The organism is Gordonia sp. McavH-238-E (assembly GCF_022348225.1).
Classification (GTDB): domain Bacteria; phylum Actinomycetota; class Actinomycetes; order Mycobacteriales; family Mycobacteriaceae; genus Gordonia; species Gordonia terrae.
Genome location: NZ_JAKRFE010000009.1, coordinates 47,571 through 70,624, shown reverse-complemented (window position 1 = coordinate 70,624; position 23,054 = coordinate 47,571). Strand labels below are relative to the sequence as shown.

The 23,054-nt window shown below is 68.3% G+C and carries 23 protein-coding genes; 11 read left to right on the top strand and 12 right to left on the bottom strand.

Annotated features, from left to right (window positions below; genetic code table 11):
• Window positions 1-45 precede the first annotated feature (45 nt).
• Window positions 46-543: a PPOX class F420-dependent oxidoreductase gene (locus MHN80_RS15190; protein ID WP_004023107.1), complete on the bottom strand. Its 498-nt coding sequence runs from the start codon at window positions 541-543 to the stop codon at window positions 46-48.
• Window positions 544-604: 61 nt separating this feature from the next.
• On the bottom strand, window positions 605-1,339 hold the full coding sequence (locus MHN80_RS15185) for an IclR family transcriptional regulator (protein ID WP_004023106.1): 735 nt from the start codon (window positions 1,337-1,339) through the stop codon (window positions 605-607).
• Window positions 1,340-1,447: 108 nt separating this feature from the next.
• On the opposite strand from MHN80_RS15185, the gene leuC reads away from it, so the two are divergent.
• From leuC to MHN80_RS15170, 3 genes are all read left to right on the top strand, one after another.
• Complete coding sequence (leuC, locus tag MHN80_RS15180; protein WP_239402517.1) at window positions 1,448-2,911, top strand: 3-isopropylmalate dehydratase large subunit; 1,464 nt, start codon at window positions 1,448-1,450, stop codon at window positions 2,909-2,911.
• Between the two features lie 52 nt (window positions 2,912-2,963).
• Window positions 2,964-3,557 (top strand): 3-isopropylmalate dehydratase small subunit, encoded by a 594-nt coding sequence (gene leuD, locus MHN80_RS15175; protein WP_004023104.1) that lies wholly within the window; start codon window positions 2,964-2,966, stop codon window positions 3,555-3,557.
• A 173-nt stretch (window positions 3,558-3,730) separates the two neighbouring features.
• Window positions 3,731-4,357 (top strand): HU family DNA-binding protein, encoded by a 627-nt coding sequence (locus tag MHN80_RS15170; RefSeq protein WP_004023103.1) that lies wholly within the window; start codon window positions 3,731-3,733, stop codon window positions 4,355-4,357.
• 106 nt (window positions 4,358-4,463) lie between these two features.
• On the opposite strand, the gene MHN80_RS15165 is transcribed toward MHN80_RS15170, so the two are convergent.
• The 3 genes from MHN80_RS15165 to cofC form a co-directional block, all read right to left on the bottom strand.
• The gene (locus MHN80_RS15165; RefSeq protein WP_033203970.1) at window positions 4,464-5,396 is read right to left on the bottom strand and encodes an NUDIX hydrolase; all 933 of its coding nucleotides are present in this window, start codon (window positions 5,394-5,396) and stop codon (window positions 4,464-4,466) included.
• A gap of 44 nt (window positions 5,397-5,440) precedes the next feature.
• On the bottom strand, window positions 5,441-7,642 hold the full coding sequence (locus tag MHN80_RS15160) for an RNA degradosome polyphosphate kinase (protein WP_033203969.1): 2,202 nt from the start codon (window positions 7,640-7,642) through the stop codon (window positions 5,441-5,443).
• Window positions 7,643-7,717: 75 nt separating this feature from the next.
• Window positions 7,718-8,473: a 2-phospho-L-lactate guanylyltransferase gene (gene cofC / locus MHN80_RS15155; RefSeq protein ID WP_239402516.1), complete on the bottom strand. Its 756-nt coding sequence runs from the start codon at window positions 8,471-8,473 to the stop codon at window positions 7,718-7,720.
• 143 nt (window positions 8,474-8,616) lie between these two features.
• Here cofC and MHN80_RS15150 point away from each other — a divergent pair, with 143 nt between their 5' ends.
• Window positions 8,617-9,624 (top strand): NAD(P)H-dependent glycerol-3-phosphate dehydrogenase, encoded by a 1,008-nt coding sequence (locus MHN80_RS15150; protein ID WP_101819349.1) that lies wholly within the window; start codon window positions 8,617-8,619, stop codon window positions 9,622-9,624.
• A gap of 14 nt (window positions 9,625-9,638) precedes the next feature.
• Here the strand turns inward: MHN80_RS15150 and MHN80_RS15145 are convergent, their stop codons facing one another.
• Window positions 9,639-10,247, bottom strand: a complete 609-nt coding sequence (locus MHN80_RS15145) for a DUF3515 domain-containing protein (RefSeq protein WP_101819350.1) — start codon at window positions 10,245-10,247, stop codon at window positions 9,639-9,641.
• An 80-nt stretch (window positions 10,248-10,327) separates the two neighbouring features.
• Window positions 10,328-10,573 (bottom strand): Lrp/AsnC ligand binding domain-containing protein, encoded by a 246-nt coding sequence (locus tag MHN80_RS15140; protein WP_101819351.1) that lies wholly within the window; start codon window positions 10,571-10,573, stop codon window positions 10,328-10,330.
• Between the two features lie 139 nt (window positions 10,574-10,712).
• Between MHN80_RS15140 and MHN80_RS15135 the strand changes: the two genes are divergently transcribed.
• Genes MHN80_RS15135 through MHN80_RS15125 form a run of 3 tightly spaced genes read left to right on the top strand, consistent with a single transcriptional unit; the run spans window position 10,713 to window position 12,994 of the window.
• A complete protein-coding gene (locus MHN80_RS15135; RefSeq protein ID WP_239402515.1) occupies window positions 10,713-11,753 on the top strand; it encodes a thiamine-phosphate kinase in 1,041 nt (346 codons plus the stop codon).
• A gap of 9 nt (window positions 11,754-11,762) precedes the next feature.
• Window positions 11,763-12,284, top strand: a complete 522-nt coding sequence (locus tag MHN80_RS15130) for a gamma carbonic anhydrase family protein (protein ID WP_239402514.1) — start codon at window positions 11,763-11,765, stop codon at window positions 12,282-12,284.
• Window positions 12,285-12,310: 26 nt separating this feature from the next.
• Complete coding sequence (locus MHN80_RS15125; RefSeq protein ID WP_004023094.1) at window positions 12,311-12,994, top strand: uracil-DNA glycosylase; 684 nt, start codon at window positions 12,311-12,313, stop codon at window positions 12,992-12,994.
• A gap of 70 nt (window positions 12,995-13,064) precedes the next feature.
• On the opposite strand, the gene MHN80_RS15120 is transcribed toward MHN80_RS15125, so the two are convergent.
• Window positions 13,065-13,901 carry an enoyl-CoA hydratase/isomerase family protein gene (locus MHN80_RS15120; protein WP_239402513.1) on the bottom strand — a complete coding sequence of 279 codons (837 nt, stop codon included), beginning with the start codon at window positions 13,899-13,901 and terminating at the stop codon, window positions 13,065-13,067.
• 109 nt (window positions 13,902-14,010) lie between these two features.
• On the bottom strand, window positions 14,011-14,202 hold the full coding sequence (rpmB, locus tag MHN80_RS15115) for a 50S ribosomal protein L28 (RefSeq protein ID WP_004023092.1): 192 nt from the start codon (window positions 14,200-14,202) through the stop codon (window positions 14,011-14,013).
• A gap of 283 nt (window positions 14,203-14,485) precedes the next feature.
• On the opposite strand from rpmB, the gene MHN80_RS15110 reads away from it, so the two are divergent.
• From MHN80_RS15110 to MHN80_RS15100, 3 genes are all read left to right on the top strand, one after another.
• The gene (locus MHN80_RS15110; RefSeq protein ID WP_004023091.1) at window positions 14,486-16,135 is read left to right on the top strand and encodes a DAK2 domain-containing protein; all 1,650 of its coding nucleotides are present in this window, start codon (window positions 14,486-14,488) and stop codon (window positions 16,133-16,135) included.
• Complete coding sequence (gene recG / locus MHN80_RS15105; protein ID WP_239402512.1) at window positions 16,132-18,378, top strand: ATP-dependent DNA helicase RecG; 2,247 nt, start codon at window positions 16,132-16,134, stop codon at window positions 18,376-18,378. Before MHN80_RS15110 ends, recG begins: the two co-directional genes overlap by 4 nt.
• A gap of 75 nt (window positions 18,379-18,453) precedes the next feature.
• The gene (locus MHN80_RS15100; RefSeq protein ID WP_239402511.1) at window positions 18,454-19,242 is read left to right on the top strand and encodes an HNH endonuclease family protein; all 789 of its coding nucleotides are present in this window, start codon (window positions 18,454-18,456) and stop codon (window positions 19,240-19,242) included.
• 35 nt (window positions 19,243-19,277) lie between these two features.
• On the opposite strand, the gene MHN80_RS15095 is transcribed toward MHN80_RS15100, so the two are convergent.
• From MHN80_RS15095 to MHN80_RS15085, 3 genes are read right to left on the bottom strand one after another with little or no spacing between them, the layout of a single operon-like run.
• A complete protein-coding gene (locus tag MHN80_RS15095; RefSeq protein ID WP_239402510.1) occupies window positions 19,278-19,883 on the bottom strand; it encodes a DsbA family protein in 606 nt (201 codons plus the stop codon).
• A gap of 34 nt (window positions 19,884-19,917) precedes the next feature.
• Complete coding sequence (locus MHN80_RS15090) at window positions 19,918-20,322, bottom strand: DUF302 domain-containing protein (protein ID WP_004023087.1); 405 nt, start codon at window positions 20,320-20,322, stop codon at window positions 19,918-19,920.
• 57 nt (window positions 20,323-20,379) lie between these two features.
• Window positions 20,380-22,539 (bottom strand): MMPL family transporter, encoded by a 2,160-nt coding sequence (locus MHN80_RS15085; RefSeq protein ID WP_239402509.1) that lies wholly within the window; start codon window positions 22,537-22,539, stop codon window positions 20,380-20,382.
• Window positions 22,540-22,665: 126 nt separating this feature from the next.
• Between MHN80_RS15085 and MHN80_RS15080 the strand changes: the two genes are divergently transcribed.
• Complete coding sequence (locus MHN80_RS15080; RefSeq protein WP_239402508.1) at window positions 22,666-22,956, top strand: metal-sensitive transcriptional regulator; 291 nt, start codon at window positions 22,666-22,668, stop codon at window positions 22,954-22,956.
• The last annotated feature ends 98 nt before the right edge of the window (window positions 22,957-23,054 follow it).

Below are 23,054 nucleotides of genomic sequence, written 5' to 3'. Positions count from 1 at the left end.
GATGATCACATCGAGACACGGACGGCGGCCGTCATCGGCGTCGGGTCACAGGAATTCGGCGGTGCTTCCGGAGGCAGGCATCTCGGGGATACCGAGCTTGCGGTGGTCCCAGGAACGTGTGCGAGACGGTCTGATCCGCACGGCGACGCGCTTGTTCATCATCTGCTCCACGAACGGCCGCGATTCTTCGGTGTAGGGCGCGGTGTAGCGCTCCCAGACGCTGATGCCCACCTTCAGACATGAGTCCGGGTCGTCGAGGATCTCGGCGACTCCCTCGAAGGTGACGCCCCGGAGGGTGTCGTAGGTGTCGCCGTCCTCGATCATCACCGAACACCGGCTGTTGCGGCGGATGTTGACCGCCTTCTGAGACTTGGATTTCGTCTCGAACCAGATGTCGCCGTCGACGATCCCGTACCACATCGCCACCAGGTGGATGCTCCCGTCGGGTCCGGTGGTGGCGAGGGTCGCGGTCCGGCTGCGCGCGACGAACTCCGCGATCTCGTCCTCGGACATGACGATCTGACTACGTTGATTGACTCCCATGCCCTGACGCTAGCCCACCGGCCGTTGCATCGGAACGGCTCCGGGTGCAACGGCTCTGGGCTCAGGGACGAGCGGCCTGAAGACGTTTGTGGATCGCGTCCGCGGCGGCGAGCAGGTCGGCCGCCCAGCGCGCACCGGGCCGGCGCCCCATCCGGTCGATGGGCCCGGACACCGATATCGCCGCGACGACGTCACCGTTGCCGTCGCGTACCGGAGCCGACACACTCGCCACCCCGGCGGCTCGTTCACCGGCGCTCTGCGCCCACCCGCGGCGGCGGATCTCGTGCAGCGCCCGCTCGCTGAAGACACTGTCCGGCACGAGCGCCCGCTGGGTCGCCGGGTCGGCCCAGGCGAGGAGGACCTTCGCCGCCGACCCCGCGCTCATCGGGAAGCGGGTGCCCACCGGGACGGTGTCCCGCAGGCCGGTCGGTGGTTCCATCGCTGCGACGCAGACGCGTTCGGCTCCTTCGCGGCGATAGACCTGGACCGATTCGCCGGTGATGTCACGAAGCCGGGGGAGGACCATGAGCGCCGACTCGGTGACGGGATCGTGTGCCGAGGAGGCGAGTTCGCCGAGGACGGGGCCGGGCTGCCAGCGTCCGGTGACGTCCCTGATGAGGAAGCGGTGGGTCTCGAGCCCGACCGCGAGCCGGTGTGCCGTCGCCCGGGGCAGTCCGGTCCGATCGCAGAGCTCCGACAGATTGCACGGGGCCTCGGCGATCGCGTGCAGCACCGCCACCGACTTGTCGAGCACACCGATTCCGCTGCTGACCGCAGATGCGGTATCCTTTCCCATAGGACGATACTAGCTGTCCAAATAGTGAGATGCACGCTCGAAAGCCAGCCAGTTCGCCACCATCGCGTGCAGAGTCCGAAGAACCCGAGACAGATAACGAGTGCAGCCATGAGCAACAGCCCAGCCCAGCCGCTAACTCTCGCCGAGAAGGTGTGGCGCGACCACGTCGTGGTCCCCGGTGACGTCGACGCGTCCGGCAACACCAATCCCGACCTGATCTACATCGACCTCCACCTCGTGCACGAGGTCACCAGTCCGCAGGCCTTCGAGGGCCTGCGCCTCGCCGGACGTCCGGTTCGGCGACCCGACCTGACGATCGCGACCGAGGATCACAATGTCCCGACGGTCGACATCGACAAGCCCATCGCCGACCCGGTCTCGCGCACCCAGGTCGACACCCTCCGCAGCAACTGCGAAGAGTTCGGCGTCCGCCTGCATCCCATGGGAGATGCCGAGCAGGGCATCGTCCACGTCGTGGGGCCGCAGCTGGGCCTCACCCAGCCCGGCATGACCGTGGTGTGCGGCGACAGTCACACGTCGACGCATGGTGCCTTCGGTGCGATCGCGATGGGAATCGGCACCAGCGAGGTCGAGCACGTCCTCGCCACCCAGACACTGTCGTTGCGCCCGTTCAAGACGATGGCCATCAACGTCGACGGCGAGCTGCCGCCGGGTGTGACGAGCAAGGACCTGATCCTCGCGATCATCGCGAAGATCGGCACCGGCGGTGGCCAGGGCTACGTGTTGGAGTACCGCGGCGAGGCGATCCGCAAGCTGTCCATGGAAGCCCGGATGACGGTGTGCAACATGTCGATCGAGGCGGGGGCCCGGGCCGGGATGATCGCGCCCGACGAGACCACCTACGAGTTCCTCAAGGGTCGTCCGCACGCTCCGGCCGGTGCCGATTGGGATGCGGCTGTTGCCTATTGGGACAGTCTGCGCACCGATCCCGACGCCACCTTCGACGCCGAGGTGCACATCGACGCCACCACGCTGACCCCCTTCGTCACGTGGGGAACCAACCCGGGCCAGGGTGCGCCGCTCGGCGCCGCGGTGCCGGACCCGGCCGACTACGGCGACGAGGTCAAGGCCGGGGCCGCGGCGAAGGCGCTGGAGTACATGGGCCTCGAGCCCGGAACGCCGCTGCGTGACATCAAGGTGGACACGGTCTTCGTGGGCTCGTGCACGAACGGCCGGATCGAGGATCTGCGCGAGGTCGCGGGCATCCTCAAGGGTCGCAAGGTCGCGGACGGCATGCGGATGCTGATCGTCCCCGGCTCGATGCGCGTGCGCGCGCAGGCCGAGGACGAAGGGCTCGGCGAGATCTTCCTCGCGGCGGGCGCCGAGTGGCGGCAGGCCGGATGCTCGATGTGTCTCGGCATGAACCCGGATCAACTCGCCCCGGGTGAGCGATGCGCATCGACGTCGAACCGGAATTTCGAAGGGCGCCAGGGCAAGGGTGGTCGAACCCACCTCGTGTCGCCAGGAGTGGCCGCGGCCACCGCGCTGCGCGGCACCCTGTCGGCGCCCGCCGATCTGGACTCACTGTCGGCGCCCGCCGATCTCGGTTGAGTCACGGTCCGAACCACATCCCAGCCACATCATTCGAACAGGGGCTTTCCTGATGGAACCGTTCACCGAACACACCGGCATCGGCGTCCCGCTGCGGCGCAGCAATGTCGACACCGACCAGATCATCCCGGCCGTCTATCTGAAGCGGGTGACACGCACCGGCTTTGAGGACGGTCTGTTCGCCGGTTGGCGGACCGATCCCGACTTCATCCTCAACAACGAGCCCTGGAGCCGCGGGTCGGTCCTGGTCGCCGGTCCCGACTTCGGCACCGGCTCCTCGCGCGAGCACGCGGTCTGGGCCCTGTCCGATTTCGGTTTCCGCGTGGTGATCTCGTCCCGCTTCGCCGACATCTTCCGCGGCAACTCGGGCAAGGCGGGCCTGGTGGCCGCCCAGGTCGAGCAGTCCGACGTCGAACTGCTCTGGAAGCGGCTCGAGGAGAATCCGGGACTCGAAGTGACCGTGAGCCTTGTCGATAAGACGGTCACCGCCGGAGACCTCGTGGTGCCGTTGGCAATTGATGACTACACCCGGTGGCGCCTGATGGAGGGTCTCGACGACATCGGACTAACGTTGCGCCAGGTAGACGCGATTTCTGCGTTCGAGTCGACGCGTCCGGCGTTCAAGCCGCGGACCCTCGCGGACTGATCTCCCGTCGCCGCGGCGGGGTCATCTCGCCGCGGCGGCACCCTCGTGAGCTGCCATACGATTTCGCAACACGGCATCCTAATTGGCGTGGAAGATGGACGTTTTCACATCCGACGTTTACCGTGTGTTGGTAGCTGGCCGAAACTCGGTCAGATCAGCTTGCGGAGGTACTCATGAACAAGGCGGAGCTCATTGATGAGCTGACCAAAAAGCTCGACGCGGATCGCAAGACTGCGACTGAAGCCGTCGAGCTCGTCGTCGACACGATCGTGCGCGCTGTCAACAAGGGCGAGAGCGTGACGATCACCGGCTTCGGCGTATTCGAGAAGCGGAAGCGCGCACCGCGCGTCGCCCGCAACCCGCGCACCGGCGAGACCGTGAAGGTCCGCGCGACATCGGTTCCGGCATTCCGTCCGGGCGCTCAGTTCAAGGCCGTCGTCGCCGGCAAGCAGAAGCTGTCCGCCACCGGCCCGGCTGTGAAGCGCGGCAGCGGAACCACCGCCACGGCTGCCAAGAAGGCTGCCCCGGCAAAGAAGACCGCAGCCAAGAAGGCCACCACCGCGGCCAAGAAGACCACGGCGGCCAAGAAGGCTCCGGCCAAGACCACCGCGGCCAAGAAGACGACGGCGGCCAAGAAGGCTCCGGCCAAGACCACGGCGGCCAAGAAGACCACGACCGCCGCGAAGAAGGCTCCGGCCAAGAAGGCCGCGCCGGCCAAGAAGGCGACGGCCGCGAAGAAGGCTCCGGCCAAGAAGACCGCCGCAAAGAAGACCGCGGCAAAGAAGACCACTCGTCGCTGAACCGCGGAAACCGCGGTCGACAACCACAGTTCAGCCCCCGGCGTACTTCCCCCGCCGGGGGCTGAACTGTGTTCGGGCCATGGGTCTACGACGGTGTTGTCCGGCGTCAGGCTGTGGGGAGTGGCCCGGCGATGTGATCGGCCGCCACCAACCTGCCGTCGTGGAGCGACAGAACCCACACGCTTCCCTTGCGATTGGACGCCTTGGGAAGCGCGATCGCGTCCCGGTCGGCCCACCAGTCCATGAGGGGCGGGATCACCTTCCCCTGACTGCAGACCGCCGGCGTCGACGTCGCGTCGGTCGCGAGCTGGAGTATCCGACGTTGCGCCGCCACCGGATTCGTCCGGTACGTCTCCTCCGACAGATCCGGCTCGCTGTGCAACTCGACGCCGAGGCGCTCGCGTAGCGGTTCCAGGGTCTGCTCGCAACGCACGCGATCAGCCGAGTGAACTCGCCTCGCCCCGAACGCCACCAGCAGCGGGGCCAGGGCGTCTGCCTGCGCGCGGCCCAGCTTGTCCAACGGCCGCAGCCGGTCGTCGCCCTTGTACGTCGAGCGCCGGCCGGCCTTGGCGTGCCGGACCAGGAGAAACGTGTGCAGGTCCGCGGGGAGTCGTACGAACTCTTCCAGGATCGCCCGGTCGAGCGGGTAACTCAGCGTCTCCCGGGCCTTGTCGACCGAGAGCCAACGCAGTTCGTCGACCTCGCTGCCGGCGACGAACTCCCCGTCGAGCGCCCGCGCCGACCAGTAGCGCACATGCTTGCGCGTACTGCCCAAGTCGTAGTGGACGTCGTCGAGGTGCCGGCCGAGGATGACGTGTTGTCCGGTCTCCTCGGCGATCTCGCGCACCGCGGTGTCGATGAGCGTCTCACCCGACTCGGCTTTTCCCTTGGGCAGCGTCCAGTCGTCGTACTTCGGGCGGTGGACGACCGCGATCTCGAGATCGCCGTTCCCGACAGCGTCGGCCCCGGCGGAACCGGAGCCCTTCGGCCGCCAGACCACGCCGCCCGCGGCCCACACCTCGTTCGTCTTCTTCGCCATATCGGTGGTGATGGTAGGGGTCGAAGGTTACGGGCCGGTGCCGGTCACGAACTAGTCTCCGGCCGACGTCGATTGCGCCGCATCATCTGTCGCTGGTGGTCGCGGACCTCCTCGCCTTCGGCGGGTGACGCGACCCAACTGCCATCGGGATGCAGGACCCAACAGCGGGTCCGCGGGTCGAGCGCCGAGGCGAAGATGTCGCCGAGTTCGCCGGCCAGTCGCTCGTCACGAACGTTCACCATGACCTCGACGCGGCGGTCCAGATTGCGGTGCATCATGTCCGCGCTGCCGAACCAGTACTGGTTCTGCGCACCGAAGTACAGAATCCGCGAGTGCTCGAGGAACTGGCCCAGGATGGAACGCACGTGGATGTTGTCGCTGTACCCCTCGACCCCGGGCCGCAGGGCGCTGATACCCCGGACGACGACATCGACGGGCACCCCGCTCTGGGAGGCCCGATAGAGCGCATCGATCACCTGCTCGTCGACGAGCGCATTCGCCTTGAGCTGGATCCGTGCGCGTGTGTCACCCTCCCGGAAGAGCTCGATCTCACGCTGGATCCGCTTGATGATCCCGGCCCGGATACCGTGCGGTGCAACGAGAATGTTGCGGTACTCCTGTTTGCGTGAGTAGCCGGTCAAGGTGTTGAACAGGTCGGTGAGGTCGGCGCCGATGTCGGGTGCGGCGGTCAGCAGGCCCACGTCCTCGTAGAGCCGCGCCGTCTTCGGGTTGTAGTTTCCGGTGCCGATGTGGCAGTACCGCTTGATCGTCGAGCCCTCACGCCGCACCACCAGACAGGTCTTGCAGTGGGTCTTGAGTCCCACGAGGCCGTAGACGACGTGGACGCCGGCCTGCTCGAGTTTGCGGGCCCACTTGATGTTCGCCTGCTCGTCGAACCGTGCCTTGATCTCGACGAGCGCGACGACCTGTTTGCCGGCCTCGGCTGCGTCGATGAGCGCGTTCACGATCGGGGAGTCGCCGGAGGTCCGGTACAGCGTCTGCTTGATGGCGAGGACCTGGGGGTCGGCCGCGGCCTGCTCGATGAACCGCTGCACGCTGGTGGAGAACGAGTCGTATGGATGGTGGACGAGCACGTCTCCGTCGCGCAACGTCGAGAAGACGCTCTTGGGCGTCTCCCGCTCTCCGAACGCGGGATGAGTGGCGGGGACGAACGGGCGGTCCTTGAGGTGCGGGCGGTCGAGTGCGTAGATCTCGAAAAGCGAAGACAGATCGAGGAGTCCGGGCACCTGGATGACGTCGGCGGGATCGACCTCGAGCTCGCGCAGCAACAACTCGAGCATGTGCTCGCTCATGTCGTCGGCGACCTCGAGTCGCACCGGGGAACCGAACCGGCGCCGCGCGAGCTCGCGCTCCAACGCCTGCAGCAGGTCCTCGTCGCGGTCCTCCTCGACCTCGAAGTCGGCGTTGCGGGTGATCCGGAAAACATGGTGCTCAACGATTTCCATGCCCGGGAACAGGTTGCCGAGGTTGGCCGCGATCAGGCTCTCCATCGGCAGGTACACCGCGCGTTTGGCGGCCTTGTCGTCCGCGGGGCCCCGGTACGGCGACAACCGGTCGACCCGGATGAAGCGGTTCACGTTGTCCGGTACCTTGACCCGCGCGAAATGCTCGCCACTCTCGTTGACGTCGCGGACGGTCACGGCGAGGTTCAGCGACAGCCCGCTGATGTACGGGAACGGGTGAGCGGGGTCGACGGCCAGAGGCGTCAGGACGGGGAACACCTCGTCCTGGAAGTAGTCCGTCATCCGCGCCTGCTGCTCGGCGGTCAGGTCGGACCAGGACACCACGTAGATGTCGTTGTCGGCCAACGCCGGTCGGACCGAATCCAGGAACACCCGGGCGTGGCGGTCGGCGATGGTCTGGGCGCGGCCGGCGATCCGCATGAGTTGCTCTCGCGGCGAGAGCCCGTCCGCGGACCGGACGGACAGGCCGGTCTCGTCACGCCGCTTGAGCCCGGCCACCCGAACCATGAAGAACTCGTCGAGATTGGAAGCGAAGATCGCGAGGAACTTCGCGCGATCCAGAAGCGGCAGCGAGGTGTCCTCGGCCAGCGCGAGCACACGGGAATTGAAGTCCAGCCAGCTCAATTCCCGGTTGAGGTAGCGGTCTTCGGGCAGATCGGCGGATTCGTCGGGCACCAGGGTGGCGGCCGGCGGGGCATGGGGGATCGGTGTGGTCGTGACCGTGGGGGTCTGCGGTGGTGCGTCGTCGTCGGCTGGGCTCACCCCCCAATGATGACCCATCGACGTGCTCGCCGTACACGCCCGCCGGATAGACGGTGATCGGTGTGGTGTGTCAGATCAGAGGTGACGCAGCGCAGCGGTGGTGTGCGGGCCCAGACCGAGCTCGCGGGCGACGGCGAGGTCCGTTGCGGTGTCGACGTCGGTGCGCAGGTCGGGCCAGTTCACACCCGCGGGATCGAGTTCGACGGCGCCGGCCGATCGATGGGCCGCGGCCGAGCCGGGGCCGAAGCGGGGCGCCGTGGCGTCGACGACGGTTCCGTGTAGGAGGACGGTGCCGGTGCCGTCGCGGTCGGTGAGGAAGCTGGAACGATGCTGCTGCGCCGCGCGCAGCACGGCGGTGAGCGACGTGCTCGTCGCGGCGGGCAGGTCCGCTTGGACGTACATCAGCCCCGTCGAGTCGGGCCAGGCCTCACCGGCCCACCGCGCGCCGTCGACGAACGCGGCATTGAGCCCGGCGTCGGACGGGGGAGGCCCCTGTGTCGGATCCCCGTGCGGTGACTCCCGGAGGCCGCGCATGCCCGAGCGTCGGGCCGCGGCGAGGACCTCGTCGTCGGGGCTGACGACGACGATGCGGGAGATCCCCGCACCCCGGAGAGCCTCGACGGTGTCGAGGAACATCGCGAGGACGAGCGAACCGCGGGTGACCGGGTCATCGCCCTCGAATGCGGTGGAGAGAGTCGCGGCCAACCGCGACTTCGCGCGATGCAGACTCTTCACCGCCAGCACGGCCGCGACCGACGTCGCGACGGGCTCGGTGCCCCCCGCGTCGACGATCGTCGAGTCGGCGTCCGCGCCGACAGTGCTGTGTTCCATGCCGACCATCATGATGCACCGGCCGGTGGTCGGTGACATTCCGGGTCGGTCATACCCGCGAGGGCATTAGGGTGAGCAGGGTCGGACGGCCAGGAGGCCGCCGGTCTGAATGCGGAATTGGGCTTGCCCGGTGGGAGGTTGCGGTGCGCGCGGCGGTGATGGGAGCGGGTTCCTGGGGAACCTCGGTGGCGAAGGTCCTCGTGGATGCCGGGACGGACACCGTGATCTGGGCTCGACGCCCCGAACTCGCGGAGGCGATCAACAGCGAGCACGTCAACGCCGACTACCTCCCGGGCATCACGCTGCCGGGTGCGCTGACGGCGACGAGTTCGGCGGTCGATGCCCTCATGGGTGCCGACATCGTCGTGTGCGGTGTGCCGTCGCAGTCGTTGCGTCCCAATCTCACGCAGTGGACCCCCTACATCGGTTCCGACGCATCCCTGGTGTCGCTCGCCAAGGGCATCGAGTCCAACACGCTGCTGCGGATGAGCGAGGTCATCGCCGAGGTGACCGGCGTCGACGACGACCGGATCGCGGTGCTGACGGGTCCGAACCTGGCCCGCGAGATCGCGGAGGGCCAGCCCGCGGCGACGGTCATCGCCTGTGCCGACGAGGCGCGTGCGGTGACCCTGCAGAGTGCGTTCAGCACGCGGTACTTCCGGCCGTACACCAACACCGACGTCGTGGGATGCGAGATCGGCGGCTCGGCCAAGAACGTCATCGCGCTGGCCTGTGGGATGGCGAGCGGGATCGGATTCGGTCAGAACACCCTGGCGACGATCATCACCCGCGGGCTCGCGGAGACGATCCGGCTGGGCGTCGCGGTGGGCGCGCAGATCGAGACGCTGGCCGGGCTGGCCGGGATCGGCGACCTTGTCGCCACGTGCTCCTCGCCGTTGTCGCGCAACCGCACGTTCGGTGCCCGGCTCGGTGAAGGGGCCACCATGGCGCAGGCTCAGGAGGCCACCAACGGGCAGGTCGCCGAAGGAGTCAAGTCGTGCTCCTCGGTGCGGGCGCTGGCCGAACGGCATCAGGTGCCGATGCCGCTCACGAACGCGGTCCACCAGGTGTGCCACGACGGCATGTCGGTGGCCGACGCCGTCAACTCGCTGCTGGGCCGCAGCCCCAAGCCGGAGATCTATCGGGACTGATCCCGCGCGCCGGATCAGCCGAAGTCGAGCGGACCCCGTTCGAGGGTGCGGTCGATCACGCCCGAGATGTCGGTGATGGGGCCGTTGCCTGCGTTCGCCGGGATCCACATCGCGACGTAGGGCCGGTGGTCGACGCACACGTAGGCCTGCCCCGACCCGGCGACCGTGTCGGTGATGAACCACTGGACGCCGGCCTGGTCGGCGGCGTGGATCTCCTGCAGGTTGCTCGTGGGAGACAGTTCCGCCGGTCGGGTCACCCCACAGCGCAAGGTCATGTCGTCGCCGGAGTCCGTCGCAGGCCACGTCGCGCGATCTCCGGAGACCTCTTTCGTGCCGAACCCCTCGAAGGTGTCCGGGGCTTCGTCGAGGAGACGGGTGCACTCCGCCGAGACCGGCCCGGCGGCGTCGTAGGACTCGATCGGGGTCACCGGGTCGGGTCGCAACGCGGCGAACACGATGAATCCGGCGATCACCATCACGGGGATGGCCACCAGCGTCGCGACGAGTGCCGGGCTGAGCCGGCCGCCACCGCCGTACCGCGGGGTGTCCTCGGCAGTGGGGTCGTCGCCGGGATCGTCGCCGACGGGGCTCTGCGGGGTGTCATCCGAACCTGCTGACGTCACCCCACAACAGTAGGAGAGCCCCCCGGTCGGCCCCGCGCGTGGGGACCTGTCGCGGACGCCGAGGGCCGGCGGGCCACCGGTCAGCGCGTCTTCGTGACCACCGGGCAGGTCAGGGTGCGGGTGATGCCGTCGACCTTCTGGATCTGCGGAACGACGTTCTCGGTCAGGTGCGTGGCGTCGGCCGCATCGACCCGGACGATCACGTCATACGGCCCACTGACCTCTTCCGACGAGGCGACACCGGCGATCTCGGCGATCGTCGCCGCCGCGAGTGCGGCCCTGCCGACCTCGGTCTGGATCAGTATGTATGCCTGGACCACGGGCATCCTCTCCGTCGGGCTGTGTTCGACTCCGGGCAGTCCGGGTCTGCTGCGAACCGGCCGCGCCCGGCGGCCCAATACACTGTGGCACACATTGTCACCGACAACCCCGTGCGTGCGCGACCGGAAGAGGAAAGGCCCACGAGTGACCTTCGAGGAGACCGGTCGCACCCACCGCCCGATCGACCGGACCGACACGGTCGGTGCGATCGGTGAGCGCGCGGTGATCGCCGCGCTGACCGCGTCCGCGACAACCGGCGAGCCGGCCCACGACATCGTGATCGGATCGGGTGACGACGCAGCCGTTCTCGACATCGGCGGGTCGGCGGTGATCAGCACCGACACCGTCGTCGAGGGCCGCCATTTTCGGTTCGACTGGTCGACGCCCGACCAGGTCGGTGCCCGCGCGGTGGTGCAGAGTTCGGCCGATGTCGCCGCGATGGGCGGGCGCACAACGGGTCTCGTCGTATCCATCGCGTGTCCGGCGGAGACGCCGGTCGGCGTGGTCCTCGACCTCAACGACGGGGTGGTGCACGCTGCGCACGAACTGGGTGCGCGAGTGCTGGGCGGCGATCTCGTCGCGGCCGGGCAGGTGGTGGTGAGTGTCACCGCGGTCGGTGCCCTGGAGGGTCGTCGTCCGGTGTCACTCGGTGGCGCTCGTACGGGTGACGTCCTCGCGGTGAGTGGTCCGCTCGGGGCCAGTGCGGCGGGGCTCGCGGTGTTGTCCGATCCGCGTGCGGCCGAGAGCGACTGGCCGGAACTCGTTGCGCTGCATCGCGTGCCGGCTCCCGACCTCGGCCAGGGGCCGGTCGCCGCGGCTGCGGGCGCGCACGCCATGACCGACATCTCCGACGGTCTCGTCGAAGAACTGCTCACGATGTCGAGGGCCGCGGGGCTCGCGATGACCGTGGAGTCCGGTGCCGTGCCGCGACGCCCCGATCTGGTCGATGCGGCCGGTGCGCTCGGGGTGGACGTCGCGCGGTGGCTCCTCGCCGGGGGCGAGGACCATCATCTTCTCGCCTCGTTCGAGGCGGCGGCGGTGCCCCCGGGCTGGACCGTCATCGGCTCGGTCGGTCCGGCGTCGTCATCGGCTCCCGAGGTCTGGGTCGACGACCGGCGCGTCGGCGGGCCCGACGGACCGGACCTGCACGGGTGGCAGTCCTTCGCCGATCCGACACCCCACTAGAGTCGCCTCATGGCGATCTACGCACTCGACGATCGAGAACCGGTCCTGGGACAGGACACCTACGTGCACCCGGATGCGGTGGTGATCGGTGCGGTCACCCTGGGCGATGGCGTGTCGGTGTGGCCGGGCGCGGTCCTGCGGGGTGACTACGGGACCATCACCGTGGGCGCGCGCAGCAACATCCAGGACGGCACCGTCATCCACTGCACGGTCCTCGAACCGACGGTGATCGGCGAGCGATGCGTCGTCGGTCACAACGCGCACATCGAGGGTGCGACGATCGGTGACGATTGCCTCATCGCCTCGGGATCGGTGGTCCTGAACGGGTCGACCGTCGGTGACGGCGCGATCGTGGGCGCCGGCGCGGTGGTGCCGTTCAAGTTCGACGTGCCGCCGCGACGGATGGCGCTCGGTGTGCCGGCACGGCTCCGTGACGGCTACGAGGTTCCCGAGGGGCACACCGACCTGAACTGTGAGATGTACTTCCAGAACGGGCAGCATTACCGCACCGCGCTCAAACGACTGGACTGACGACCGCGCACGACGGAGGCAATCGAGTGACCGCACCACCCAAACCGCTCGCCGAACTGATCGACCCGGGCTGGGCGCAGGCGTTGGCCCCGGTGGAGCCCATCATCACCGAGATGGGCCGGTTCCTGCGTACGGAGATCGCCGAGGGACGCCGCTATCTTCCTGCGGGACAACATGTCCTGCGGGCGTTCACCCGTCCGCTCGAGGACGTACGCGTCCTCATCGTCGGGCAGGATCCGTATCCGACGCCCGGACACGCAGTCGGGCTGAGCTTTTCGGTGGCTCCCGACGTGCGTCCGATCCCGCGCTCGCTGACGAACATCTACACCGAGTACTGCGCGGATCTGGGCTATCCGACACCGACCACCGGTGATCTCACGCCCTGGGCGGACAACGGCGTGCTCCTGCTCAACCGTGTGCTCACGGTGGCCCCGGGGGAGCCTGCCTCGCACCGCGGCAAGGGCTGGGAGGAGGTGACCGAGTGCGCCATCAAGGCACTCGCGGCTCGCGACGAACCACTCGTCGCGATCCTGTGGGGCCGGGACGCCGCGGGTCTGGAGAAGTGGCTTCCCGACGTACCGACCATCATGTCGGCGCACCCCTCGCCGCTGTCCGCCTCGCGCGGGTTCTTCGGTTCACGACCCTTCAGCCGGGCCAACGAGGAATTGCTCGATCTCGGTGCCGAGCCGGTGGAGTGGCGCCTGCCCTGACCCTTCGAGGCTCGCTTCGCTCGCACCTCAGGGAGCGGGGCGAGTCTCGCACTCGAGGACGACGACCGCTTCAGCGTCCCTTGCCGAAATCAGGTGCGCGCTTGCCGACGAAGGCGTCGACACCTTCGATGCCCTCGGGCAGCCCCGACCGTTCGGAGATCGAGCGGGCTTCGAGGGCGAGGTGCTCGACCAGCGTGGTGTCCGCGGAGACGGCGAGCAGATGCCTCGTGGCGGCGTCGGCGCCACGAGGGCCGGACGCGATGGTCTCGGCTGCCGTCCGCGCGGCCGTCTCGACCTCGTCGTCGGCGACGATCTCCGACAGCAGCCCCCACTGCAGGGCCTCCTCCGCGGTGATGACGCGGTCGGTCAGGATGATCTGTCGGGCGCGAGCGGCGCCGACCGCGCGCGGGAGTGTCCAGGTGAGTCCACCGTCGGGCGTCAGACCGATGCCGCGGTAGGCGGGCCGGAGTCTCGTGGACGGGCCGCCGATGGCCACGTCGGCGTGCAGGACCAGCGACATGCCGGCACCCGCGGCCCAACCCTTGGCGGCGACGACGACGGGGCGGTCGGCCTCGTGGAGTGCGCCGACGAGCTGATGGAAGTTGTCCGCGATCTCGCGGAGATAGGTCGGGCGGTCGTCCGCGCCGGCGAAGGCCCGGACGTTCCCACCTGCGCAGAAGTTCTTGCCCAGCCCGACGAGCAGGACGGCTCCGACGTTCCGACGGCCGCGCGCGACCTCGCGGAGAGCCTGCGTGCCGGCGGCGAGCGCGGCGTCGTCGAGTGAGTTGCCCGCACCCGCGGTCGAGACCGCGACGGTGAGGACGCCGTTGTTCTCGGTCACCAGGGCATCGGAGTTCTCCCCGGCGGCGGAGTCTTCGGCGGGGGTGGCGGGGTTCGGTGAGGCCATGCGCGAAACCCTATCGCGCACACGCCAAAGACCCGACGCCGGGGAGCTTGCGCTCGTGGCATCGGGTCTCGTGCTCTCGGACACCTCACCCGCGGACGGGTGCGGAAGATCAGACAGCTGCGGTCTTGCCGGCCTTCAGGCAGGAGGTGCAGACGTTCTTGCGCTTGCGGTTGCCGGGGGCGACCTCCACGCGAACGGACTGGATGTTCGGGTTCCAGCGTCGGTTGGTACGGCGGTGCGAGTGAGAAACCGACTTGCCGAAGCCCGGGCCCTTGCCGCAAATATCGCAGACGGCAGCCATCGTCGAACTCCCTTGGTAGATGATCATGGTCTGGTGGTCAGCCTCTCGAACCGATCGGCACCACCGGAAGGTGTGCGCGGCCGAGGCGAAAGGCAACCCTGCAAGGATAACCAGGTCGTGGGTACGTGACCAAATCCGGGCCGACTCGCCGTACGCGGACCCGATCGGTCGCGCCGCACGGTCGGACACCCCGAGTAGCCTTGCACACAACCTCACCAGCCGGTCACGTCGCCCGCGAGAGCACTGCCCGTCGCGCGCCGCGTCTGCGAGAAAGAGTTCCCGTGTGATCGCCCGCACCGTCAACCCGCAGTTGCTGCGCGACTGGGCCCGTACCTCGGTCGAGCAGCTCGAGTCGCTGCGCGGCGAGATCAACGACCTCAACGTCTTCCCGATCCCGGATTCGGACACCGGCAGCAACATGCTCTTCACGATGCGTGCGGCGGCCGAGGCGGTCGAGAGGACCCCGCCCGACGCATCCCTGCCCGAGGTGGCGCGCGCGATGGCCGACGGTGCGGTCGCGCAGGCGCGCGGCAACTCGGGGATCATCCTCTCCCAGGTCCTCGTCGGGCTCGCGGACGGTGCCGAGATCCTCGGCGACACGGATGCGCTGACCTTCGCCGAACTGTCGACGCTGGGACTCCGCCTCGGTTCGCTCGCGGCGACCCGCGCGGTGAGCGAACCGCGCGAGGGCACGGTCCTCACCCTGGTACGGGTGGCAGCCGAGGCGGCCGCGGCACACGAGAACGAGTCGCCTGCCGACCAGGTGCGCGCGGTCGCCGACGACTGTGCCGAGGCACTCGAACGCACTCCGGAACAGCTGTCGGTGCTCGCGAACGCCGGCGTGGTGGACGCGGGCGGACGCGGATTCCTCGCGATCGTCGACGCCATGGTCAAGGTGATCACCGGCGTCTCTCACCGTCGGCGCCGTTACCGGGGCATCCTCACCGACAGCACCACCCTCGGACACGGGCCGGACGACAGCTGCGTCGACGGCAGCGACCAGGACTTCGAGGTCATGTACCTCCTCGACGGGGCGGCCGGCGAGCAGATCGCCGAACTCCGCGCACGACTCGACGACCTCGGCGACGCGGTGGTGATCGTCGGTGACAGTTCCAGCGGTGAGGGCGAACGGTTCTCGGTGCACGTGCACACCTGCGAGCCGGGTGCGGCGGTGGAGGCCGGCGCGGGCATCGGGCAGCTCTCGGACATCCGGATCAGCTGTTTTGCGCTCGATGCCATTCGAGCACAGGCGGATTCGGCGGAACCGCCGCCCCGGCACAAGCGTGCGGTCGTGGTCGTCGTGTCCGGTGACGGCGCGGCCGAACTGTTCGGCGAGGCCGGTGCTGTCGTGCTGCGCGCCGACGACGGCCTCTCTGCGCACGAATTGGGGCAGGCAATCCGCGACACCGACAGTGGGCATGTCGTCGTGATGGCCAACGGAGCGCTGACCTCGCAGGACCTCGTCACGGTGGCCACCGAGGTGCGGTCCAACCAGCGTTCGGTGCTCATGCTGCCGACCTCGTCGATGACCCAGTGTCTGGCGGCCCTCGCCGTGCACGATCCGAGTGAGGTGCCCGACGTCGACGCCTACGCGATGGCCGAGGCGGCTGCCGGTGCGCGCTGGGGATCGCTGCAGTCGGCGACGACGAGGATGATGACGCTGGCCGGGATGAGCGATGTCGGCGACGTGCTGGGACTGATCGGCGACGACGTTCTCGTGGTCGCGCCGGATCAGACGTCGGCGTGCACCGCCCTCGTCGACCTCATGCTCTCCACCGGAGGTGAACTCGTGACAGTGCTCGCCGGTGTCGACGTCGACGAGGCCGCCCTCGAGGCCGTGGGCGAGCAGATGCGGCGCAGTTACCCGGGTATCGAACTGGCGGTGTATCGCACCGGGCAGCGCGCCGATCTCATCCAGGTGGGTGTGGAGTGACCGAGCTGGTGCTGTCGGATTCGCTGGCCGACGTCCTGGGGGTCAAGCCCGCCGAACAGCTGGCCACCGTGGGCGTGCACACGGTCGGCGAACTGTTGCGGTACACGCCGCGTCGGTACATCCGACGCGGCCACGTGGCCGACCAGGAACGACCCGAGCCCGGTGAGTGGCTGACGATCGTCGGGCGGATCACCAAGTCCGATCTCATCAAGATGCGAAGCCGCAAAGGGTCTTTCCTCAAGGTGAAGGTGACCGACGACAACGACGTCTACGAGGCCAGCTTCTTCAACGCGTACCGGATCAAGGGATTGTTGCGGCCCGGCGCGCGGGTGATGATGGCCGGCGCGGTCAAGTACTTCCGCGACCAGATCCAGTTGTCCCATCCCGAATGGATGATCCTGCCCGACGGCGACCCGGAGATCGAGGACGTCGTCGGCTCCAAGATGCTGACCGAGATGTACGCGATCGAGGAGCAGGTCACGGGCGAGCGGGGCGAGCACCCGCTGGTCACGATGTTCGACCGGGACATCCTGCCGATGTACCCGGCCAACAAGAACATCCAGACCTGGGACATCCTCGGCGCCCTCCGTCGGGTGTTGAGCGAGAGCGCACCGATCCCTGATGCCCTGACCGAGGCGCAACGGCGGGCGCGGGGACTCGTGAGCACCGACGAGGCAATTCGCAAGATCCACCTGCCCGATTCCGAGGACGACGTGAAGGTCGCGTCCCATCGGCTGAAGTTCGACGAGGCGCTGGCCATCCAGACCGTCCTGGCGCAGCGTCGACTGGCGGGCCGAAGTGATTCGGCGCCACCGTGCCCGCGGGTGCCCGGCGGTCTCGAGGACAAGTTGCGTGACCGGCTCCCGTTCACGCTGACCGACGGTCAGGTCGAGGTGGGCGAGGAGCTCGCCGAGGATCTGGCCCGCGCGCAGCCGATGTCGCGGCTGCTGCAGGGTGAGGTCGGGTCCGGGAAGACTCTCGTGTCGTTGCTGGCGATGCTCCGGGTCGTCGACAACGGGTTCCAGTGCGCGATCCTGGCACCGACGGAAGTTCTTGCCGCGCAGCACTATCGGACCATGAGGACGATGCTGGGCGACCTCGCCGAGGCGGGCGAGCTGACCGCGGCCGAAGGTGCGACGCGGATCGCGCTGCTGACAGGGTCGATGAAGACGAAGGGTCGGCGCGAGACGCTGCTCGACGTGGTCACCGGACAGGCGGGCATCGTGATCGGGACGCACGCGCTCCTCGAGGACAAGGTCGAGTTCTTCGACCTCGGACTCGTCGTGATCGACGAGCAGCACCGATTCGGTGTGGAGCAGCGAGACGTGTTGCGCGGCAAGGGACGCAACGGACGCATCCCGCACTTCCTCGTGATGACCGCGACGCCGATCCCGCGAACCGTCGCCATGACCGCGTTCGGCGATCTGGAGACGTCGGTGCTCCGCGAGCTGCCGCGCGGCCGGCAGCCGATCACCACCTCCGTGGTGCCCACGAGCCGGGCTTCGTGGGTCGACCGCGTCTGGTCGCGGGCCAATGAGGAGATCGAGGCGGGTCGCCAGGTCTACGTCGTGTGTTCGCGGATCGGCGACGGTCCCGAGCCCGAACCCGACGGGGACGACGAGAAGGGCCCGAAGACGACGTCGGTGCTCGAGCAGTACGAGGCCCTGGTCTCCGGTCCGTTCGCGCATCGCCGAGTCGAGCTGTTGCACGGCCGGTTACCCGCAGACGAGAAGAACGCCGTCATGGACGCTTTCGGCCGGGGCGAGGTCGACGTCCTGGTGTCGACCACCGTCATCGAGGTGGGTGTGGACGTGCCGAACGCGACCACGATGGTCATCGTCGACGCCGATCGCTTCGGCGTGAGCCAGCTGCATCAGTTGCGTGGTCGCGTGGGCCGCGGTCGGCACGCCGGACTGTGCCTGCTCATGACGAACGCCCGTGACACGTCCCCGTCGATGGATCGCCTCCGCGCCGTCGCGGGTTCCAACGACGGATTCGAGCTCGCGCGAGTAGATCTCGAACAGCGACGGGAGGGCGATCTGCTCGGGTCTCTCCAGTCCGGCGTGAACACCTCGTTGCGGTTCCTCTCCCTGCTCGAGGACGTCGAGGTCATCGAGGATGCTCGCGAACTCGCGGAAGACGTCGTGGGCGAGGACATCACCCTGCTCGAACACCGGCCGCTCGCCGACCTCGTCGACGGCATCCTCGTCCCGCACAAGATCGCGTATCTCGACAAGTCCTGACCGACGTCCTGCGGCATTCGCGCGGTGCCGGGTTCGTCGCGGAACCGGATGGTCGCCGTATGCGTCTGAGAATGCATGGTGGTGCGCGATGCTCGGCGGCGTTCGCCGACTCTCCGGCGTATGTGCATGCGGTTGCGATGGATGCTCTGGACCCCGCGGGACACACCGTCCTGGCCTGCGCGCCGGTGGGCGATGCTCATCGCTGCCGTCGTCACGGCAGTGGCGGTCGCGGTCGGCGTCGACGGACACCGGGCCGGCCCCGCCATCGGCCCGGGGATACGGACGATGGCCGGCGAGGCGGCGGTATCGCTGGCGGCGATACCGGTCTCGGCCGGACGCACCGATCGCGAGGACTACGACCGGTCGGCGTTCGGCAGTGCCTGGTCCGACGCCGCGTCCGTACCCGGGAGCGGCAACGGATGCGATACGCGCAACGACGTCCTCGCGCGCGATCTGCGCGATGTCAGCGCCGGTCCGGTGTCGAGTTGCCCGCGTGCGGTTCTCGCCGGCGAACTGCGGAGTCCGTACACCGGTGACTTCGTCGTCTTCCGACGGGACCGGAGCGCGTCCGCGGTGCAGATCGACCACATCGTCCCGCTGTCCTATGCATGGGACATGGGCGCATGGTCGTGGACAGCCGCCAGGAGGCTGGACTTCGCCAATGATCCGGCCAATCTCGTTGCGGTCGACGGGCACTCGAATCAGGACAAGAGCGACTCCGAACCGGCCCGCTGGATGCCGCCCGCGACCGGATTCTGGTGTCAGTACGCGATCCAGTTCGTGATGGTCACAGCAGCCTACGGATTGGCCATCGACGAACCGTCGCGGCGCGTCCTCTCGGAGGCTTTGCGGTGCGGGGGATAGTGGGTGACCGCTCTCCCGCCCGCGGCCACCGAGCCTCACGACGAGAAGGTCGGCGGCCCCCCGGTCGGACGCTTGAACTGCGCGAAGGTCGATGCACCGCCGAGTGTGACGAGTGCGGTGAAGAGCGCCTCGGCCTCGTCGCCGGCCGGGACGGCAGAGAGTACGGGACCGAAGAAGTGGCGCCCGTCGATGCCGGTGATGGGGCTGCCGCCGGCCTCGCCCAACGCATCCTGGCCGCGCTGATGCGATGCGCGCAGCGCCTCGTCGAACGATGCGTCATCCATGGCCTCGGCCGGCCCCGGACCAAGCCCCACCTCGGACAGGGTCTCGGCGACGACCGCGGGGGTCATCTGGTCGCCGCGGTGGTGGAGTCGTCGGCCGATCGCCGAGTACAGGGGCTCGAGCACCTCGGCACCGGACTCCTCGGCGGCGGCGGTCAGCACACGTCCGAGTCGCCGTGAGGTGTCGAGTTGCCGGCGCTGCTCGGCGGAGTCCGGCTCCTGATCCTCGTTCAGGATTGCCAGGCTCATCACGTGCCAGGTGATGGAGGCATGGTGCGCGTCGGCCCGGTCGATGAGCCACCTGGAGGCCGCCCAGGCGAAGGGGCACACGGGGTCGAAGTGAAAGTCGAAGTGGGTCATGAGGACTCCAGGATCTCGAAGTCGGACGGTGTGCTCACCGCTGCGATGACAGGGCATCGATCGCGGCGCCCAACTTCTCCGCGGCGTCGCGCGCGACCGGCTCGAGGTCCGGTTCGTCCGAGACCTGCACCATGAGGTCGGGGTTCATCGCCTCGACGAGGGTCTGGTTCGGATCGTCGGGATCGGACCGGACGACGACGTTGCAGGGCAACAACAACCCGATCTGCCGCTGGACGCCGAGCGCGCGGTGTGCGAGCGGCGGATTGCAGGCGCCCAGGATGAGATACGGCTCCATGTCTTCGTCGAGTTTCGTCTTGAGCGTCGCCTTGACGTCGATCTCGGTGAGGACGCCGAACCCCTGGTCGGCGAGGGCGGCGCGGGTGCGCGCGACGGCCTCCTCGAACGGGAGCTGCAGCGTCGTGGCCAATGCGAGTGACATTGTGATTCCTTTCGTTGTCGACCATTTCGGGTCGATGTGTACCCGTTTCGGGCGAAGTCAATGCGAGAAGGTGATGGCGGGCAGGACTCGACGCAACCAGGACGGCGTCCACCACGCCGCCCGGCCGGTGATGCGCAACAGCGCCGGCAGGAGCGTGAGCCGGATCAGGATGGCGTCGAGCAGGACCGCCACGCCCAGGATGATCCCCATCTCCTTCGGGGGGAGCGGTTCGGCCAGGGCGAAGGTGAAGAACACCGCCACCATGACCGCGGCCGCCGCGAAGATGATGCGGCCGGAATGGGCCATCCCGTCGATCTGGGCCTGCGCCGGGTCGTCGGAGCGCTCGTAATGCTCCTTGGCCGTGGCGAGCAGGAAGACGGTGTAGTCCATCGCGATCGCGAAGATCATGGCGAAGAAGAACACCGGGCCCCATCCGTCGAGGAAGCCCTGCGGGGTGAAACCCAGTAGGTCGGCGAGGTGGCCGTCCTGGAAGACCAGTTTCGCGACGCCGAACGCCGCAGCGGTGGACAGCAGGCTCACCACGGTGCCGATGAGTGCGATCAGCGGTGCTTGCAGTGACACCAGGAGCAGGAGGAAACCGAGGATGAGGATGACGGAGACGACGAGAGGGAGGTAGTCGTTCAGCGCCTGCTGTAGGTCGAGGTTCTCGGTGGGCGCGCCGCCGACCAGAGCGCCTCCGGGCAATGCGTCACGCAGGTCGCCGACGATCGTGGCCAACTGCTCATCGGACGGATCAACCGCCGGAAGAGCCTGCATGAGAACGTATCCCGAGCCATCCGCGGCCGGCATCGGGGGAGTGACCATCTCGATGCCCGGGGACTGTGCCGCGACCGCGGCGGTCGGCTGCGCCTCGTCGACGGGTGCGACGATCTGCAACATCCCCGGTGCGCCCTCGCCCATCTGCGACTGCACGAGTTCGTAGCCCTGGCGGACGGGGGCATCGGCCGGGACGACATTGATGGAGGGCATCGCGACCTTCAGCCCGAAGACCGGGATCGCGAGAGCGATGAGCACGCCCAGAGAGCCTGCGGCAATCGTCCACGGGTGGCGGTGCAGGAAGCCGCCCCAGCGGGCGAACAACGGAGATCGGTGCTGCTGGCGGCGCGCGTATGGCATCGAGACCGCGTTGACCCCATCGCCGAGCTTGCCCAGTGCGGCGGGCAGCAGTGTCAGGGTGGCGGCCAGGACGAACACGACGGCGAGCATGATGCCCACGGCCATCGTTCGCACCGCGGGTGCGGGAACCAGCAGCACGGCCGACAGGCTCACCAAGACGGTGATGCCGGAGAGCAACACTGCTTTTCCTGAGGTGTCCATGGTCTCGGCGACCGCGGCACGCATGTTGTCGCCGTGGCCGCGGATGGCGTCGCGGAAGCGCGACACGATGAACAGTGCGTAGTCGATGCCCAGGGCGAGGGCGAACATCATGGCGAAGTTGATCGCCCACACCGAGATCGGGGTGACCTGGTTGAGCAGGACGAGTCCGCCCGCGGACGCGACGAGCCCGGCGATGGTCAGCAGCAGGGGGAGCCCGGCCGCGACGAGCGACCCGAACGCGAGAACCATGATCGTCAACGTGACCGGCCAGGAGAACAGTTCGGCCTTGATCATCGCGTCGTGGTTGGCCTTGTTGAAGTCGCTCCACAACGCCGACGCCCCGGTCGGATAGACCTCGACGCCGTCATCGGACAGGTCGGTCAGCTCGTCCTTGTGCTCGTCGACGGCGCGCACCATCTCGTCGGTGTCGGCGGCGGCACCCAAGATGACGATTCCGGTGTGGCCGTCGGGGCTGATCGACAGTCCCGGCTGTGGCGGGAGGACCTGCGCGAAGCGGTCATCCGAGGCGGCGATCGCGCTGATCTTCGCGACCACCTCGTCAACCGCGGGACTGTCGACCGTGTCGCGCTCGGAGTGGACGACCACCTGCACCGCAGCCGAGGAGTTTCCGCCGAAGTGCTGCTGGGCCAGCTCGCGGACCCGCACGGACTCCGATCCGTTTGCCTGCCAGCCCGCCCCGGCGAGCGAGGAGAACACCGACGGTGCCGCCGCTCCGAGGATCACCAGCAGGAGGAGCCACACACCGAACACCCACCGCGCGTGCCCGGCCATCGCCGCGCCCCACCGGCCGAGCGGGCCGGGGGAAGTCGCCGGATCAGTGACAACCGCCTCGTCTGACGAGGCGCTGGTCGAAGCCATGATGTTCCCTTCTTGTATACCCCTGGGGGTATCGTCTCTGGCGGCCAACATACCCAAGGGGGTATCGTCCGTCAAGAAATCTGCACGACCGGACACCGGTCGTGCCCGAACCCGGAGGGAGCCTCCATGGCCGTTGACGAGAAGCCGCACATCGCTGTCGGCGAAGAAGCGATGAGCGCAGTGCTCAACCGGCTGCGACGAGCCCAGGGGCAGCTCGCAGGCGTGATCGCGATGATCGAGGCGGGCCGTGACTGCAAGGATGTCGTCACCCAGCTCGCCGCGGTGTCGCGGGCGCTCGACCGCGCCGGCTTCAAGATCGTGGCGTCGGGAATGCGCCAGTGCATCGAGACCGTTGACGGTGAGCAACCGCCGTTGACCGAGGCCGAACTCGAGAAGCTGTTTCTCGCCCTGGCCTGAGGACGCAGTGCGGGCCTCTCTCGTCGGGTCCCCCGACCGTCGGGGCTACTCTGAGGACGGCACTTTCCCGGGCGTCCCGGCCCGTGAACCACCGCGAA